The organism is Aquimarina macrocephali, assembly GCF_051627225.1.
Taxonomy (GTDB): Bacteria; Bacteroidota; Bacteroidia; order Flavobacteriales; family Flavobacteriaceae; genus Aquimarina; species Aquimarina macrocephali.
In genome coordinates this window covers 4,016,128-4,031,625 of sequence record NZ_CP151795.1, presented here as the reverse complement: position 1 = coordinate 4,031,625, position 15,498 = coordinate 4,016,128, and the positions used below count along the sequence as shown (strand labels likewise).

Here is a 15,498-nt window from a genome sequence, read left to right as displayed (position 1 = left end):
TACTAAAAAAATGAGTGATAAAACTATAAATAAAGATATTCTTAGAGGAGGACAATTCCTTGTTAAAGAAACTAAATGTGAAGATGTATTTACTCCAGAAGATTTTTCTGAGGAGCAAAGAATGATGCGTGATAGCGCTAGAGAATTTGTAGATCGTGAGCTATGGGCTCATTGGGAGCGATTCGAAAGTAAAGACTATGCATATACAGAAGAGTGTATGCGTAAAGCTGGTGAACTTGGACTTTTAGGAGTTTCTGTACCAGAAGCATATGATGGTTTAGGAATGGGATTCGTATCTACAATGTTAGTTTGTGATTATATCTCTGGAGCTACTGGATCATTTAGTACTGCTTTTGGAGCTCATACTGGTATTGGCACCATGCCAATCACCTTGTATGGTAATGAAGAGCAAAAGAAAAAATATGTCCCTAAGCTTGCTACTGGTGAGTGGTTTGGAGCATACTGCTTAACAGAACCAGGTGCAGGGTCAGATGCCAATTCTGGTAAAACAAAAGCCGTACTTTCTGAAGATGGAACACATTACTCGATTTCTGGTCAGAAAATGTGGATATCTAATGCCGGTTTCTGTAGTTTATTTATTGTTTTTGCCCGTATTGAAGATGATAAAAATATTACAGGATTTATTGTAGAAAACGATCCATCCAATGGGATTTCTCTAGGTGATGAAGAAAAGAAGTTAGGTATTCATTCATCTTCTACTCGCCAGGTATTCTTTAGCGATACCAAAGTACCGGTAGAAAACATGTTATCAGAAAGAGGTAATGGGTTTAAAATTGCAATGAATGCATTAAATGTAGGGCGTATTAAACTTGCTGCTGCCTGTCTTGATGCACAACGTCGTGTGATTGGTGAAGCTACTAAATATGCTAATGAACGTATCCAGTTCAAAACACCTATTATGAACTTTGGTGCTATTAAAGCTAAAATTGCAGAAATGGCTACCAATACATATGCCGATGAATCTGCTAGTTACAGAGCTGCAAAAAATATCGAAGATAGAATTGCTATCCGTCAAGCGGAAGGGAACACACATCAGGAAGCAGAACTTAAGGGTGTTGAAGAATACGCAATTGAGTGCTCTATTCTTAAAGTTGCCGTTTCTGAGGATGTACAAAGTTGTACAGATGAAGGTGTGCAGATTTTTGGAGGTATGGGATTCTCTGCAGATACACCAATGGAATCTGCATGGAGAGATGCTCGTATTTCTAGAATCTACGAAGGTACCAATGAGATTAATCGAATGCTTGCCGTAGGAATGTTAGTAAAGAAAGCAATGAAAGGTCATGTAGATCTTCTTGGCCCTGCAATGAAAGTTGCAGATGAACTTACAGGTATTCCATCTTTTGATACTCCGGATTATTCAATATTGTTTTCTGAAGAAAAAGAAATCATTGCTAAGCTTAAGAAAGTATTTTTGATGGTTGCAGGAGCTGCAGTGCAAAAATTTGGCCCACAACTTGAGGATCATCAACAATTATTACTAGCTGCTTCAGATATTTTAATTGAAATTTACATGGCAGAATCTGCAATCTTACGTACCGAGAAAAATGCAAAACGTTTTGGTGAAGATGCTCAGGAAACTCAAATAGCAATGTCTCAATTATATTTATACAATGCCGTAGATATTATTATTAGAAAAGGAAAAGAAGGAATAGTTTCTTTTGCAGAAGGAGATGAACAACGAATGATGTTAATGGGACTTAAGCGTTTTACTAAATATGCTAATCAGCCTAATGTAGTTGCTTTAAGAACCAAAATTGCTGATAAAATCGCCAAAGAAAACGGGTATTTTATTGGTTAATCAATAGAATAAAAGAACACAAAACATTGTGATGTGTTTAATTTATCATAAGAAACCGCCTTTTAAATAATTAGAAGGCGGTTTTTATATTTCCAAATTCAACCTTGTTTTCAATTCTAATTTTCCTTTCCCTGTTACCAAAACCTCTCTTGAATCTTTCTTCCTTCGTATCCAATCATTTTGTAACATCATAGTAAGAAAAGAAGCACCAAGTGCACCTGCCAAATGATGTCTACGCTCACTCCAATCCAAACACGGGTGAGCAAAAGATCGTTTCTGCAGCATTATATCATCGATATCAATACCAACATTTTGAAACCAACTCTCTCCTGCAGACGTAACTTTATAAGTTCGTTCTACAATTTCTACCATGCCTTTATCAAGCAAGGCATCTGTGATTTTTACACCAATTTTCCCTGCTAAATGATCATAACAAGTTCTGGCATATGTTATACCATTAAGTTCTGGTTGTTTAATCCTAGTATATTCATCGGTAATGGATACTAATCCTGCCATAGATTCAATAACTTGAGCGACTTCAGAGGTAGCATACCTATAATACCGATGTCTTCCTTGTTTTTCTACCAGTAATATATTAGCCTGAATTAATTTTTTTAAATGATTACTTGCTGATTGCGCAGAAATATTTGCACATATCGACAGCTCAAGAGCTGTATATGCTCTACCATCTAACAAACACCATAGCATTACAGATCGAGATTTATCTCCTAATAAAGAGGCGATCTGAGCAAATTTATTTTCAAACTCTTCCATTAACTATTATCACAATATTATCCGATTTCAATACACAAAACTAATGTAATACCATTTGCGCCATGAATTTACTATAATATAACCGATATGATCATTTTCAATCCCATATTTTAGGTCTTTTTACTTCAAGTGTTCTTAAATAATCGAGCATTTGTCCCATATGTACTGCTTCATGAAACACAATTCTATTTAGATAATCACCAAGTTTTTTGCTCTGTCCTACTTCTGTTCTTTCTATCCTTATGTTTTCAAGATCTGTCTCTGTTAACCCCTCTATCATATCAAGAAAATTCTTTCTATAGCTCATTGCTATCTCAAGTTCAAACTCCAGGTCCACATACTTCATTCCTTGCCATGGTGAATGGTAATCTCCCAGGTTTCCTCTATTGTCAATTATCTTATGAAATAAATGCTCGGTTTCTAATACATGTCTAATCATTTCGATAATTGAGAACGCATTTTTATCTGGTTTCCAATCAAAATATTCTTCTGGTATTCCTTTCCAAAGTTTAATACTTCGTCTCCTTGTCTCTGTACAGTTTAATAAAATAATTTCTATCGAATTCATCATGCATCTTTTTAATATATTCCTCTACTCCAATTCTCTGAAATAACTTTGCCTTTTTCATAATCATCTACAACTAATATTAACTGATTATCATGATCACTATATTGTGTTATTATGTTTATATTATTTTTTTCCATTAAACGGCAAATTTTACCTAACTGTCCGGGTACTTCCTGATTTAATTTTTGAATAAGTACTTTATTGATCGCAAACACTTCAACCCCATAAGATTCTAATGCTTTCTTTCCTTTTTCGGCATCGGCTACCAAAAAATTAGCCATTCCAATATTGTTATGTACAAAAACACCTCCTCCTTCAAGGCTTACTCCTACGTTTCCCAAAATTTCTCCCATTTCTGCTAAAGCTCCTGGTTTATTATCTAATCTAATTGTCAAATTTCTCATACTTGATTTTATATTATTTTAATTTGAATATTTGCTATAATAGAGTTCGCGATAAAGCAATTAGAATGTGCTAGATTATGCATCTGCTCTATATTTTTTATTGAAGGCTGGTTTCCTTTAAAAATTACCTTAGGGCATAATGCAATCGTAGTAATTGCTTTTTTTCCTTTTATTTCGTTTAGTTCCCCTACAGGATGATCCTCATAACTCTCTACAACATATTTTTTCTTTGAAGCGATAGAAAGAAAAAACAACATATGACAACTCGAAACAGATGTCAAAAATGCTTCTTCAGGATCCACCGCAGATGCATCAGACATTGGAGTGGGAACCACCTCTGGAGAAGAAGAAGCCAAAATCTCTGCTCCCCCATCAAAATACCAGGTATGTGCCCTGCTATATTTTCCATCCATAAATGCTTCATGTTGATTTTTCTTCCAAAATACCCTCGCCGAATGTTTCATTTTACCTGTTCCTTTTTGTATTTCACAAAAGTAAAACAGCTTTATTTTTTTTATTTCATTCTAGAATGAAGTATGAAATTCTAACATGTTACTCAAAAGACATGTATATCGTCTGTTTTAAAAGAAAATATTTTCTTATTGTATCTTTAGCAAAGCATACTACTAATATGATTAAAACATGAAAACAACAACACGGATTACAACGATCATCTTTTACATAGTATTAGTTGCTTGTACAGATAATAACAACACTGCAGAAGACCCCATCATTGAAACTGAAAATGAAGGAGTTACAATAACATCAAATTGGTATGATGTAGACTATTTAAAAAATAAAACTTATATCATTAAAGAGCCTAAAAGTTCTCAGGCCAATGTGAGTTATTTATTAATCGGAGACAATAAAGCTATAATGTATGATACTGGTTCTGGTGAAAATGAACCTGAAAATGGATCTAAAATTAAGCATATCACAGATCAGTTAACCAATTTGCCGGTTTCTCTTTTACTCTCTCATTTTCATTTTGACCACAATCAAAATATATCAGAATTTGAAAACATTGTCTTTCCGGATTTGCCATTTTTAAAAGAACGTATCACAGGGGATAATATATTTTCTTTTACTACCGGAGATCTGTTTATAGGAGAACATCCATCTCAAATACAAATAAACGAATGGCTCCCTGTTAATAAAGATATAGACCTAGGTAACAGAATTATACAATTAGTTAATATTCCTGGCCATACTATAGAATCTACAGCAATTATTGACAAGACCAATAAAATTGCCTTTTTAGGAGATTATTTATATAATGGTGCTTTATTTTTATTTAACAACAATGACCTTGGTGTATATAGAGAAAGTATTGATCATCTCATTTCTATTTTAGATTCTGATTACACTCTTTATGGTGCTCATGGTGCTCCTAAAATTACTTTTAACAAACTACAAACTCTTAAGGACTTCTTAATATGTATCGAAAGTAACAATTGTCAATCTTCGGCTACCACTTTATGGGGATATAATGCAATACGTTATAATTATAGTGGGATGGAAATAATTATTTTTCAGTTATAGTAAGCTTTACATAGACAAAAAAATCTATGGTTATTCATACAGGATATTCCAAATTTTTTCTTCCAAAACATTAATAACCAAGAGTTCCTTTTATTATTAGTATCAAAACTCAATTTAATACACTTTTTAATATCATGTGAACATAAAATATCTATTTCCGGTTATCCAGTAATCTACTGTTAGAAATACAATTGATTATTACTTATTTATATGCTACAACTAATTTTTAAATTTTGTTCACTACATTTATCATGATTATGTCACTAAATGTCATTATGAAAAGAATACTTTTATTATTCATTTTATTATTTATACTAAGCTGTAAAAAAAACCTTCCCAACTCGACTAAAGATGAATTGGCAATCGTAGATCAAAAAGATTTACTAAAACAGAAAGTTAAAGTTGATCATCAAATCAGAAAAGTAAAAAAAGCAGTAATTGTTCCTAAGCTAGATGGCAAGATGAATGATCCTATTTGGAAAGAAGCTATTTGGTATGGTTTTGATCAAAGGTGGCTGGGAGCACCTTATACCTTTAATGATTTTTTTGGAAGGTATAAAGTGGTTTGGACCCCAGAAGCTCTATATGTATTAGTCGAAATCAAAGATGATGTTTTATATGATCAAAATAAAGACCCTCTAAGTTTATGGTGGGATGATGACTGTGTGGAGATTTTTATTGATGCGGATAACTCTGGTGGTGATCATCAATATTCTAATAATGCATTCGCATATCATGTAGCATTAGACGGAAATGTTGTTGATCTGGATGAACAAAAAAAACCATTACTATACAATAGTCATGTTAGCTCTAAACGAATTACTAATGGCGATGTATCGGTATGGGAGTTTGAGATCATTGTATATGACAATACTTATACAGAAGGAAAAGTTAATGACCCAATGATTTTAAAAAAGGATCAGAAATTAGGTTTTGCTATTGCTTATAATGATAATGATGGTAGTAAGGAAAGAGAAAATTTTATTGGTTCTGTTTTTATCCCAGGAGAAGAAAAAAATCTGGGGTGGATTAATGCCGATATTTTTGGCACAATCATTTTAGAAGAATAATGTATTGAAATCAAAATTCTACATACTCCCGGTGATTATCATTTCGCAGTTTTTTTGTACTTCGTTATGGTTTGCTGGCAATGCTGTTATTGATGATCTCGCCTCTCAGTTTAATGCTGATTTTAATATTTTAGGCTATCTTTTATCTTTTGTGCAATTTGGGTTTATTGTAGGAACACTAACATTTGCTCTATTAACATTAGCCGATCGGTTTTCTCCATCTCGAATATTTATGATTTGTGCTTTTTTGGGAGGGCTTAGTAATTTGTCATTGCTTATTCCTGATATCACGGTATTTAATTTACTTACGGCAAGATTTGGCACTGGATTTTTCCTTGCTGGTATATATCCTATTGGCATGAAAATAGCCTCTGATTATTATAAAGACGGACTCGGTAAGGCACTTGGGTATCTTGTAGGTGCTTTGGTACTAGGAACAGCTTTTCCTCACCTAATTAATCAGTTTTCCTGGAGTAGCGATTATAAAGCTGTAATTATTAGCACATCTATCTTAGCATTTGTTGGAGGATCAGCAATGTGGTTTTTGGTTCCTGATGGTCCATACAGAAAACTAGTTTCTAAGCTTCAACTTGGGATCGTTACACAACTTTTTAGTATCCCTAGTTTTAGAAAAGCAGCTTTTGGATATTTTGGACATATGTGGGAACTATATGCGTTTTGGGGATTTGTTCCTATTATTCTTAAAACCTATTCTCGCTTACAATCGATACAACTTCAGGTGTCTTTTTGGTCTTTTATCATCATAGGTGTTGGTTTTATTTCCTGCATTCTGGGTGGTTTGATTTCGCTAAAAACCGGAAGTAGAAAAGTAGCATATAATTCACTATTAATTTCTGGAATATTTTGTCTTGCTTCTCCCCTGCTTTTCCTATTACCGCCAGAATTATTTTTAATTGCTTTAAGTATTTGGGGAATGTTGGTAATTTCAGATTCTCCTCAATTTTCTACAATGGTAGCTGCTGCTGTACCCCCAGAACTAAGAGGTACTGCTCTTACAATTATTAATTGTATTGGATTTGCTATTACTATAATTAGTATTCAGTTATTATCTTTTTTAACAGGAAAATTAGATAATACTATGTTATACGTGTTTTTAAGTATAGGGCCTATTTTAGGGATATATACATTAAGGAAATAAGTAATTAAATAGTTTGAAATATCATTTTTGAAAAGAAATATTCTATTAAACAGTCTCTAGAGCTTCTTTAATTCTTGACATAGCCTTTGACATTTGTGCTTCAACAGTTTTTATAGAAATATCAAGTTGTTCTGCCACTTCTTTATATTTAAATCCCTGAATTTTATTTAATATAAATACCTCTTTACATTTTGGAGGAAGTTTTTCAATTTCTGCCTGAACAAGGTGTATTTTTCTTTTGATAAAATCGTTATCTTCTTCTACAAAAACATTAAGAGTATTTTTTTGTATTTGTTCTATATAACTTAACTCTTTTTTATTTTTATTATAGGTATCTATTAATTCATAATAACATGCTTTATATAGGTAACTTTTGATAGAAGTAGTAATATTTAATTTTTTTTTATTCTTCCAAATTTTAAGCATTACGTTCTGAACGATGTCTTCTGCCTGCTGTTTATCCCTCGATAAACTATAGATATAGGCGCATAATTCGTTATAGTACATCTCATATAAATGCCTGTATACAAATTCATTACCTCTCTTAAGTTCCTCTATTTGGGTCTCGTTCTTTATAGCACTCTTTTTTTAACTCATTTTTAAACCCTATCCTAAAACAATTAACAAAAACTTTACATAAATAATAAAAAAAATAGTTTCAGAAGTAAGGGTTTTTTATTTTTTTCAAGTCTTAACTATAAATAAGCCAATAATTCGCATGAAAAAAAACAAAGATTTGGATATAAATCAAATACTAAAATACCTAAATAATGAGATGTCCGAACGAGAACTCACCGAGTTCAAAAAACTATTGAATGATGAAGAAAATTTAAATGAATTTAAAAAATACATTATCACTGATCATTACATCCAATTAGGTAAAAACGATTTTGATAATCAAAAAGCATCATCATTATTCCAAAAACAAATACAAAGTACAAAATCTCGTACTAAAACCCGCAAAAATAGAATCAATAATTATTTAAAATATGCTGCAGTTTTTGTAGGGCTTATAATTAGTGCTACTTTATACTACAACAACACTTTTTTTGGCACCGGTTCTACTTCAAATGAAGTAACATTACAACTAAGCGATGGCAGTCTTGAAACTATACAGGAGAATGAGTTATTTAAAGAAATTAAAAATAACGATGGTACTGTAGTAGGAGTTCAGGAAAAAGGTAAAATAGTATACCAAAACGAAAAAAACAACATTGCTGAGGTAAAACCAAGTATCAACACATTAAAAGTACCTTATGGAAGAAAATTTCAATTAGAACTATCTGATGGTACAATAGTTCATGTTAATGCAGGTTCTACATTAAAATTTCCCGTGCGTTTTATTGCCGGACAAGTTCGTGAAGTAGAATTATCTGGTGAAGCCTATTTTGAAGTTGCCCGAAATGAAGAAGCTCCATTCATTGTATCTACCAATGGTATTAAAACTGAAGTTTTAGGGACAAAGTTTAATGTCTCTTCTTACACTGATGATCCATTTTCTGAGGTTGTTCTGGTAGAAGGTAGTGTAGGTGTATTTAAAAATAAAGACCGATTTAATAAAGATATCGATCAAATACTTAAGCCTAATCAGAAAGCTAGTCTTTTAAAATCAGGTCAGAATTTAAATATTTCTACAGTAAAAACAGAAAATTATACTGCTTGGGTTGATGGAATATTACTGTTTAAAAATGAAAGTTTTGAGAATATCATTAAGAAACTGGAGAGATCTTATGACAAGAAAATAACAATAAATTACCCAAAAATAAAGAAAGAAAAATTCACAGGTCAGTTTGATGTAGAAAATATAGAAGATGTATTAAAAACCTTTAAAAGCAATACCTTCTTTAATTTTACCATCAAAGAAAATGAAATAATTATTAACCCCTAAAACAAAAAAAGTATGTTTCCAAAATGACTAATAAACAAAAAAAATCGAGAAATGCTGCAACATCTCCCGATTTAGAGTAAGCGTAATTTAACAATGGTTCAATCATTAAATCATATTAAAAATATGAAAATAATTAGACAAAACCACACAAATGGTGTGGCAAAATTAATATTTAATTTGAAAATGAGGCTAACAATACTATTAATTATATTGTCTCTATTTAGAATAAACGCAAATACTTATTCTCAAAACACGAAGATTTCACTTGATGTGAAAAACTTTACAATTGAGAGAGTATTTGATTTAATACAACAAAAAACAGAATTTAAAGTGTTTTTTAAGGATGCCGAGGTGAATACCAAAAGAAAGGTATCTTTTAAAGTTTCTAACAAAAGAGTAGAATATATTTTAGATAGAATATTTAAGAACACCAATGTCTCTTATAAAATAGTAGATAAGCAAATTGTATTGGTAAAAAAAGCGGTTAGTTCTAATATTCCAACAATCAAAAAACGACAATCTGCACTGGTAAAACCACAGAAAGGTTTTGAAATCAGCGGACAGGTTGTTGACAAAAATGGCCTTCCCATTCCCGGGTCTACTGTATCTATACAAGGAACTACCCAAGGGGTAGTTACAGACTTTGATGGAAATTTTACAATGCGAGTTTCGGTATCAGACGTAATTAAGATCGAAAACTTAGGTTACGAAACTCAAACTATTACGATCACAGATAAGAATAAAACAAAATTTCAATTTGTATTAAAAGAATCTGTAGAGTCACTAGACGAAGTCATAATAACAGATGGTTATAAAAAAGTAGATCGCCGTCTTTTTGCCGGTGTTGCTACAAAGCTTAATCTGGAAGATATTAAAATTGATGGAGTTTCTGATGCATCAAGACTTCTAGAAGGTAGAGATGCTGGGGTAGTTGTAGATAATGTTTCTGGTTCATTTGGTGCATCACCAAGAATTAGAATTAGAGGTAATACTTCTCTTACAGGTAATAATAACCCAATTTGGGTGGTTGATGGAGTAATTTTAGAAGATAACGTAGAATTAGCTCAACAGGATTTAGCTTCTGGTGATATCAATTCATTAATTGGTTCCTCTATCGCTGGATTAAACCCAGATGATATTAAAAGTTTTTCTATTCTAAAAGATGCGTCTGCAACAGCTTTATATGGTGCACGTGCAAAGAATGGAGTAATTGTAATAACAACCAAAAAAGGTAAAAGAGGAGCTTTAAGAGTAAACTATAGTAACAATTTTTCTTACCGTTTACGACCTCGATATACAAACTTTAATGTATTGAATTCTCAACAAGAATTATCTGTTTATGCAGAATTGGTAGACAAAGGATTAGTTGATTTAACAACTGCTCAGTATGCTGAATCTTATGGAGTTTTAGGACAGTATTTTAACGAAAGAAGAACAAATAACGTAGAAATAGGAGCTAATGGACAATTGGCTGATAGCTATTTTAACCGTTATCAAGTAGCTAATACAGATTGGTTTGAAACCCTTTTTAATGATTTATCATTACAACAAAATCATTCTTTAAGTGTTTCGGGAGGAAGTGATGATGCTATCTACTATTTCTCTTTAAGTTACCTTAATGATCAGGGACAAACAATAGGAGATGAAGCTCAGCGTTATACAGCAAGATTAAACACAAAATTTAACCTTTCCGAAAAATTCTCGATAAACACCTCATTAACAGGAAGTTTTAGAGATCAGATTGCTCCAGGTACAAATGATAGAAGATTAGATCCTTTAACAGGTGATTTTGAACGTGAATTCGAAATTAACCCTTACAGCTATTCTTTAACCAATAGTAGAAGTGTTACACCATACGATGAAAATGGTAATTTAGAATTTTTCAGAAAAAACTATGCACCATTTAATATCATCCATGAATTGAGTAATAACTATATTAACATTGATGTTACTGATATTGCTTTTCAAACAGATCTAAATTATAAATTAGGTAATAATTTAACTGCAAATTCTACATTCAACTATCGTAAAGCAATTACGCAACGAGAACATGTTATTGGTGATAAATCTAACCAGGCTGAAGCTTTTAGAGCAGATGAAGGCGTTTTGGCAAATGTAAATCCTTTCTTATATCAGGATAGAGATAACTTAACCAGACCTCGTTATTCAATATTACCAGAAGGTGGTATTAATATCTTTAATGAAGATGTTTTGGATTATTTATATTGGAGAAATTCTATTTCCTGGAACCCAAGCATTAATGATAATAACCAATTTGCTTTTCTTTTAGGACAAGAAATAAAATCAACAAATAGAACCAGTAGAGAGTTCAATGGTATTGGTATTTCTTATGAGAACGGATATTTAGTCAATACAAACCCCGATGCTATTGATCAATTAATCGATAACGGAGATCAATATTTTGAGATTTCAAATTTTAGAGATCGTTTTACTGGTTTTTTCTTTAATGCAGGGTACACTTTAAAAAACAAGTACACTATTAACGGTACTTTAAGATATGATGGGTCCAACCTACAAGGGTCAAGTCCTAAAGCAAGATATCTTACAAATTATAATATTAGTGGAGCGTGGAACATTGATAGAGAAGATTTCTTTAAAGCTGATTGGGTAAATCTTTTAAAATTAAAAGCTACTTATGGATTGTCTGGAGGAAGAGGTCCTCTTACAAGTGCTACATTGGATCTAAGAGGTCGTGTACCATTACGTCCACAAGATGTAGAAAGTACAATTCAAATCAATTCTTTAGAAAATACTAATTTAACTTTTGAAAAACTTAAAGAATTTAGTGCTGGATTAGAATTCTCTATGTTTAACAACCGAGTTGCAGGTGAACTGGGTTACTATAAACGTAATTCATTTGATCTTATCGGAACCATTAAAACAAGTGGTGTAGGTGGTGAAGCTTTTAAAACAGGTAATTATGCAGATTTAAAAGTTGATGGATATGAATTTGCTTTATCTACTGTTAATGTAAAGACAAGAAATTTTGAATGGTCAACTAATATTAATGTAGGTTACAATACAGAAGAAGTAGAAGAGCTTCAATTTGATCCTAGATTAGTAGATTTAATATCTCCGTCGGGAGCACCATACACTGGTCGTGAAATCTCTGCATTATACTCAGTTCGTTTTGCTGGACTAAATGAATTTGGTATCCCAACGTTCTTTGATGCTGATAATAATAGAGTAACAAATATAGATCTTCAAAGCAGAGATGATATTGAAAAAATATTGAAGTATGAAGGTCCAACTCAACCTAGAGGAGCTGGTGGACTTAGTAACACCTTTACTTATGAAGGCTTTACTTTATCTACTAATATCTCATTCAAATTTGATTACAAAATACGTTTGAATAGTAATTTTGATGCCTCTTATACTGATTTTAATTCACTACCAGGTGAATTGACTAACAGATGGGCACTTCCTGGAGATGAAAATATAACTAACATTCCTGCTATTGTAGAAAATAGAACTTTAATCTCTGAACTTAATGCCTTTGTAAATGCAAATGGTATTGTAGCAGGAGGTGATAACGCTTATGAACTATATAATAATAGTGATTTAAGAGTAGTCGATGGTACATATGCTCGTATGAGATCAATTGCACTAGGATATACTGTACCTTCTGCATACGCAGAAAAGATAGGTTTTACTTCTGCAAGAATTCGTATACAAGGAGAGAATTTATTCTTACTATACTCTGACAAAGCGTTAAATGGTCAGGATCCTGAATTCTTTAATTCTGGAGGAGCTGCATTACCAGTACCAAAAACTGTATCGCTATCACTTAATGTTGGATTCTAAAAAGATTAATTATGAAGAATTATAAATTAACATCATATATACTACTCCTCCTTCTTGTAATGTTAAATTCAAGTTGTGAGAAATATTTGGACGAATCTCCAGATAATAGATTAGAACTAGATACTGTTGAAAAAGCAGCCAAAGTTGTTGCAGATGCTTATACCCAAGCTAGTTATGTATTTACAGATATGTATACAGACTTAGCTGGCCCTGTAGGTAATCTTGATCCTAATGGTATTGCACAAACTGCAGGAGGAAACTCTATTGATTTGCAGGACACGCAAACCTATACTTGGGCTGATGTAACAGCAATATTTCAGGATTCACCAACTTTTTATTGGGATCGTAGTTATGCGGCAATCGCACAAACTAATGAAGTACTAGCTGTAATTGACGGTATGGAAGGTGATCAGAAGCTAAAAAATGCAGTAAAAGGAGAGGCTCTTCTCTCCAGAGCATACCATCACTTTATGCTGGTTAACTTATTTGGTTTACATTACGATGAGAATGCATCTTCTAACTTAGGGGTTCCATATGTACTACAACCAGAAATAGAGTTCTTACCAAGCTACAAACGTAATACGGTCGCAGAAGTTTATAGTCTTGTGGAAAAAGATTTATTAGAGGGCTTAGCTCTTATTAATGATGACTTTTTCATAGGAACCAAAAAGTATCATTTTACTAAAAAAGCTGCTCAAGCCTTTGCTTCAAGATTTTACTTATGGAAAAAAGACTATGCAAATTGTAAAAAATATAGTGATCTGTTTCTAGATGGTTCTCCAGATTTTTTTCTGAAAGATTTTACCACACTAACTAGTGGTGGTTACAATGGAACTGCAGAAAATTATAGTGATCCATCAGACCCTAGTAACGTATTGGTAATATCTCAATTTTCTTTCTATGCAAGAAGAAATACCGGATTTAGATTAAATGCTGGTGATGTTAATAATGTATATCGTAATCTATTCTCTGCTGCTGATAACAGAACTATTATAGGCGGATGGCGTGTAGGAACCGATGCCAGATATCAAGCACGATTAAGAGAATATTTTTTTAGAGAAAACTTATCTTCTAATTCTGGTCAAGCGTATTACATCGCTCAAGTATTTAAAGGCGAAGAAGTATTGCTAAACAGAGCTGAAGCTAATCTTTTTCTTGGAGATCAAGCTGCTGCACTTGCAGATGTTAACGTTCTGGCAAACAAGAGATATAACGGTAATCAATTTAACAACACTACCGATATCATAAATTTTTATAGTCCTATTGATCCGCAAACTAATCAACCAATTTTGCTTAGTGAAAGTGATGCAGTTAAGGAACTAATACTACACGAAAGAAAAAAAGAGTTTTGGGATCATGGTTTAAGATGGTTTGATATTAAGAGACATAATATCTCTATAACCCATATATTACCTGTAAGTGAAGGAGGTCAAACTTTTACGCTAACAGAAAATGATTTGAGAAAAGCCATACAAATTCCTAATGATGCACTTTCATTCGGATTAACTCCTAACCCTAGATAAAATGTTGATTATGAAAACACAAAAAATATTAATAAATAAAATATTGTTTATCATCCTAGGTTTAGTAGTAATATCTGGATGTGATAGAGAAGAAACATTACAACCGCAATCTATTTTTGAACAAAACGAAGTAGAATCAACTAATGAGCTTGATGTTTATTTAAAAAATGAATTTAGAGACCCGTATGGCTGTAATGTTATATACAAATTTGTTGATCGATATATAGATCCTTCTAAATCAGCCGTACCACCTCGTTTAGATGTAGTACAACCTATTGCTGAATTAATCAAGCAAGCCTGGATAGAACCATATAATAAAGCTTCGGATCAAGGAGAAGAGTTTTTAAGAACATATTTCCCTGCAGAAATCGTTTTATTAGGTTCTCCTCTATATAATGGTGACGGTACTATTACTTTGGGAATTGCAGATGCTGGGGTTAGAGTAACTCTAACCCAAGCAAATGATTATGCTCCTGATAATAAAGCCTGGATTGTTCAAACATTCAGAACCTTACATCATGAGTTCGCTCATATTGTAGATCAAAATTTTAATTTTGATGTAGAAGCTTTCTACGATATATCGAATGAAGATTACACAACACCAGGAACGTGGACACAAGAAACTCAAAATAGTGCTATTGCAAGAGGGATGGTTACTCCTTATGCTACTTCTGCCGTTGGAGAAGATTTTGCAGAAACCATATCCTATATCGTTACAACCGATCCAGCTGTATTTCAAGCTACTTACCTTACTGCAGAAGATTGCACAGGTCAAGGTCAGGATTGTATAGATAGAAATGCAGGTAGAGTACGTATTCAACAAAAGTATGATGCTGTTGTAAAGTATATGAAAGAAGATGTTGGAATTGATCTTTTAGTATTAAGAGATGAGTTTTTAAACAGTATTAACTAATCAAATTTAG

At 32.5% G+C, this 15,498-nt stretch carries 13 protein-coding genes; 8 read left to right on the top strand and 5 right to left on the bottom strand.

Going from position 1 to position 15,498, the window contains the following annotated elements:
- Nucleotides 1-10 precede the first annotated feature (10 nt).
- Nucleotides 11-1,822, top strand: coding sequence for an acyl-CoA dehydrogenase family protein (locus AAFU52_RS17610; protein ID WP_024771022.1), 1,812 nt, complete (start codon nucleotides 11-13; stop codon nucleotides 1,820-1,822).
- An 84-nt stretch (nucleotides 1,823-1,906) separates the two neighbouring features.
- Here the strand turns inward: AAFU52_RS17610 and AAFU52_RS17605 are convergent, their stop codons facing one another.
- The 4 genes from AAFU52_RS17605 to AAFU52_RS17590 form a co-directional block, all read right to left on the bottom strand.
- The gene (locus AAFU52_RS17605) at nucleotides 1,907-2,596 is read right to left on the bottom strand and encodes an ArsR/SmtB family transcription factor (RefSeq protein ID WP_024771021.1); all 690 of its coding nucleotides are present in this window, start codon (nucleotides 2,594-2,596) and stop codon (nucleotides 1,907-1,909) included.
- 97 nt (nucleotides 2,597-2,693) lie between these two features.
- The gene (locus AAFU52_RS17600) at nucleotides 2,694-3,164 is read right to left on the bottom strand and encodes a DinB family protein (protein ID WP_024771020.1); all 471 of its coding nucleotides are present in this window, start codon (nucleotides 3,162-3,164) and stop codon (nucleotides 2,694-2,696) included.
- A gap of 11 nt (nucleotides 3,165-3,175) precedes the next feature.
- Nucleotides 3,176-3,568 (bottom strand): hypothetical protein, encoded by a 393-nt coding sequence (locus tag AAFU52_RS17595; protein ID WP_024771019.1) that lies wholly within the window; start codon nucleotides 3,566-3,568, stop codon nucleotides 3,176-3,178.
- An 8-nt stretch (nucleotides 3,569-3,576) separates the two neighbouring features.
- Complete coding sequence (locus tag AAFU52_RS17590; RefSeq protein ID WP_438422878.1) at nucleotides 3,577-4,032, bottom strand: OsmC family protein; 456 nt, start codon at nucleotides 4,030-4,032, stop codon at nucleotides 3,577-3,579.
- A 178-nt stretch (nucleotides 4,033-4,210) separates the two neighbouring features.
- Between AAFU52_RS17590 and AAFU52_RS17585 the strand changes: the two genes are divergently transcribed.
- The 3 genes from AAFU52_RS17585 (at nucleotide 4,211) to AAFU52_RS17575 (ending at nucleotide 7,339) form a co-directional block, all read left to right on the top strand.
- Nucleotides 4,211-5,110 (top strand): MBL fold metallo-hydrolase, encoded by a 900-nt coding sequence (locus tag AAFU52_RS17585; protein ID WP_438422877.1) that lies wholly within the window; start codon nucleotides 4,211-4,213, stop codon nucleotides 5,108-5,110.
- A 275-nt stretch (nucleotides 5,111-5,385) separates the two neighbouring features.
- A complete protein-coding gene (locus tag AAFU52_RS17580) occupies nucleotides 5,386-6,180 on the top strand; it encodes a sugar-binding protein (RefSeq protein WP_024771016.1) in 795 nt (264 codons plus the stop codon).
- Between the two features lie 4 nt (nucleotides 6,181-6,184).
- Nucleotides 6,185-7,339 carry an MFS transporter gene (locus AAFU52_RS17575; protein WP_035092238.1) on the top strand — a complete coding sequence of 385 codons (1,155 nt, stop codon included), beginning with the start codon at nucleotides 6,185-6,187 and terminating at the stop codon, nucleotides 7,337-7,339.
- A 45-nt stretch (nucleotides 7,340-7,384) separates the two neighbouring features.
- Here AAFU52_RS17575 and AAFU52_RS17570 read toward each other — a convergent pair whose 3' ends face one another.
- Nucleotides 7,385-7,897: an RNA polymerase sigma factor gene (locus AAFU52_RS17570; RefSeq protein WP_262482441.1), complete on the bottom strand. Its 513-nt coding sequence runs from the start codon at nucleotides 7,895-7,897 to the stop codon at nucleotides 7,385-7,387.
- Between the two features lie 160 nt (nucleotides 7,898-8,057).
- Between AAFU52_RS17570 and AAFU52_RS17565 the strand changes: the two genes are divergently transcribed.
- The 4 genes from AAFU52_RS17565 to AAFU52_RS17550 all read left to right on the top strand — a co-directional run bounded on the left by AAFU52_RS17565 (nucleotide 8,058) and on the right by AAFU52_RS17550 (nucleotide 15,488).
- Nucleotides 8,058-9,227 (top strand): FecR family protein, encoded by a 1,170-nt coding sequence (locus AAFU52_RS17565; RefSeq protein ID WP_438422875.1) that lies wholly within the window; start codon nucleotides 8,058-8,060, stop codon nucleotides 9,225-9,227.
- A gap of 123 nt (nucleotides 9,228-9,350) precedes the next feature.
- On the top strand, nucleotides 9,351-13,052 hold the full coding sequence (locus AAFU52_RS17560) for a SusC/RagA family TonB-linked outer membrane protein (protein WP_438422873.1): 3,702 nt from the start codon (nucleotides 9,351-9,353) through the stop codon (nucleotides 13,050-13,052).
- Nucleotides 13,053-13,063: 11 nt separating this feature from the next.
- Entirely contained in the window at nucleotides 13,064-14,575 is a 1,512-nt protein-coding gene (locus tag AAFU52_RS17555; RefSeq protein ID WP_438422872.1) for a RagB/SusD family nutrient uptake outer membrane protein, read from the top strand.
- Nucleotides 14,576-14,585: 10 nt separating this feature from the next.
- On the top strand, nucleotides 14,586-15,488 hold the full coding sequence (locus AAFU52_RS17550; protein WP_438422871.1) for a substrate import-associated zinc metallohydrolase lipoprotein: 903 nt from the start codon (nucleotides 14,586-14,588) through the stop codon (nucleotides 15,486-15,488).
- Nucleotides 15,489-15,498 lie beyond the last annotated feature (10 nt).

Bases quoted from the DNA above. Each gene is read 5' to 3' on its own strand.
- AAFU52_RS17585 (WP_438422877.1), top strand. From the start codon at position 4,211: ATGAAAACAACAACACGGATTACAACGATCATCTTTTACATAGTATTA.
- AAFU52_RS17590 (WP_438422878.1), bottom strand. From the start codon at position 4,032: ATGAAACATTCGGCGAGGGTATTTTGGAAGAAAAATCAACATGAAGCA.
- AAFU52_RS17605 (WP_024771021.1), bottom strand. From the start codon at position 2,596: ATGGAAGAGTTTGAAAATAAATTTGCTCAGATCGCCTCTTTATTAGGA.
- AAFU52_RS17560 (WP_438422873.1), top strand. From the start codon at position 9,351: ATGAAAATAATTAGACAAAACCACACAAATGGTGTGGCAAAATTAATA.
- AAFU52_RS17610 (WP_024771022.1), top strand. From the start codon at position 11: ATGAGTGATAAAACTATAAATAAAGATATTCTTAGAGGAGGACAATTC.
- AAFU52_RS17580 (WP_024771016.1), top strand. From the start codon at position 5,386: ATGAAAAGAATACTTTTATTATTCATTTTATTATTTATACTAAGCTGT.
- AAFU52_RS17565 (WP_438422875.1), top strand. From the start codon at position 8,058: ATGAAAAAAAACAAAGATTTGGATATAAATCAAATACTAAAATACCTA.
- AAFU52_RS17555 (WP_438422872.1), top strand. From the start codon at position 13,064: ATGAAGAATTATAAATTAACATCATATATACTACTCCTCCTTCTTGTA.
- AAFU52_RS17595 (WP_024771019.1), bottom strand. From the start codon at position 3,568: ATGAGAAATTTGACAATTAGATTAGATAATAAACCAGGAGCTTTAGCA.
- AAFU52_RS17550 (WP_438422871.1), top strand. From the start codon at position 14,586: ATGAAAACACAAAAAATATTAATAAATAAAATATTGTTTATCATCCTA.
- AAFU52_RS17600 (WP_024771020.1), bottom strand. From the start codon at position 3,164: ATGAATTCGATAGAAATTATTTTATTAAACTGTACAGAGACAAGGAGA.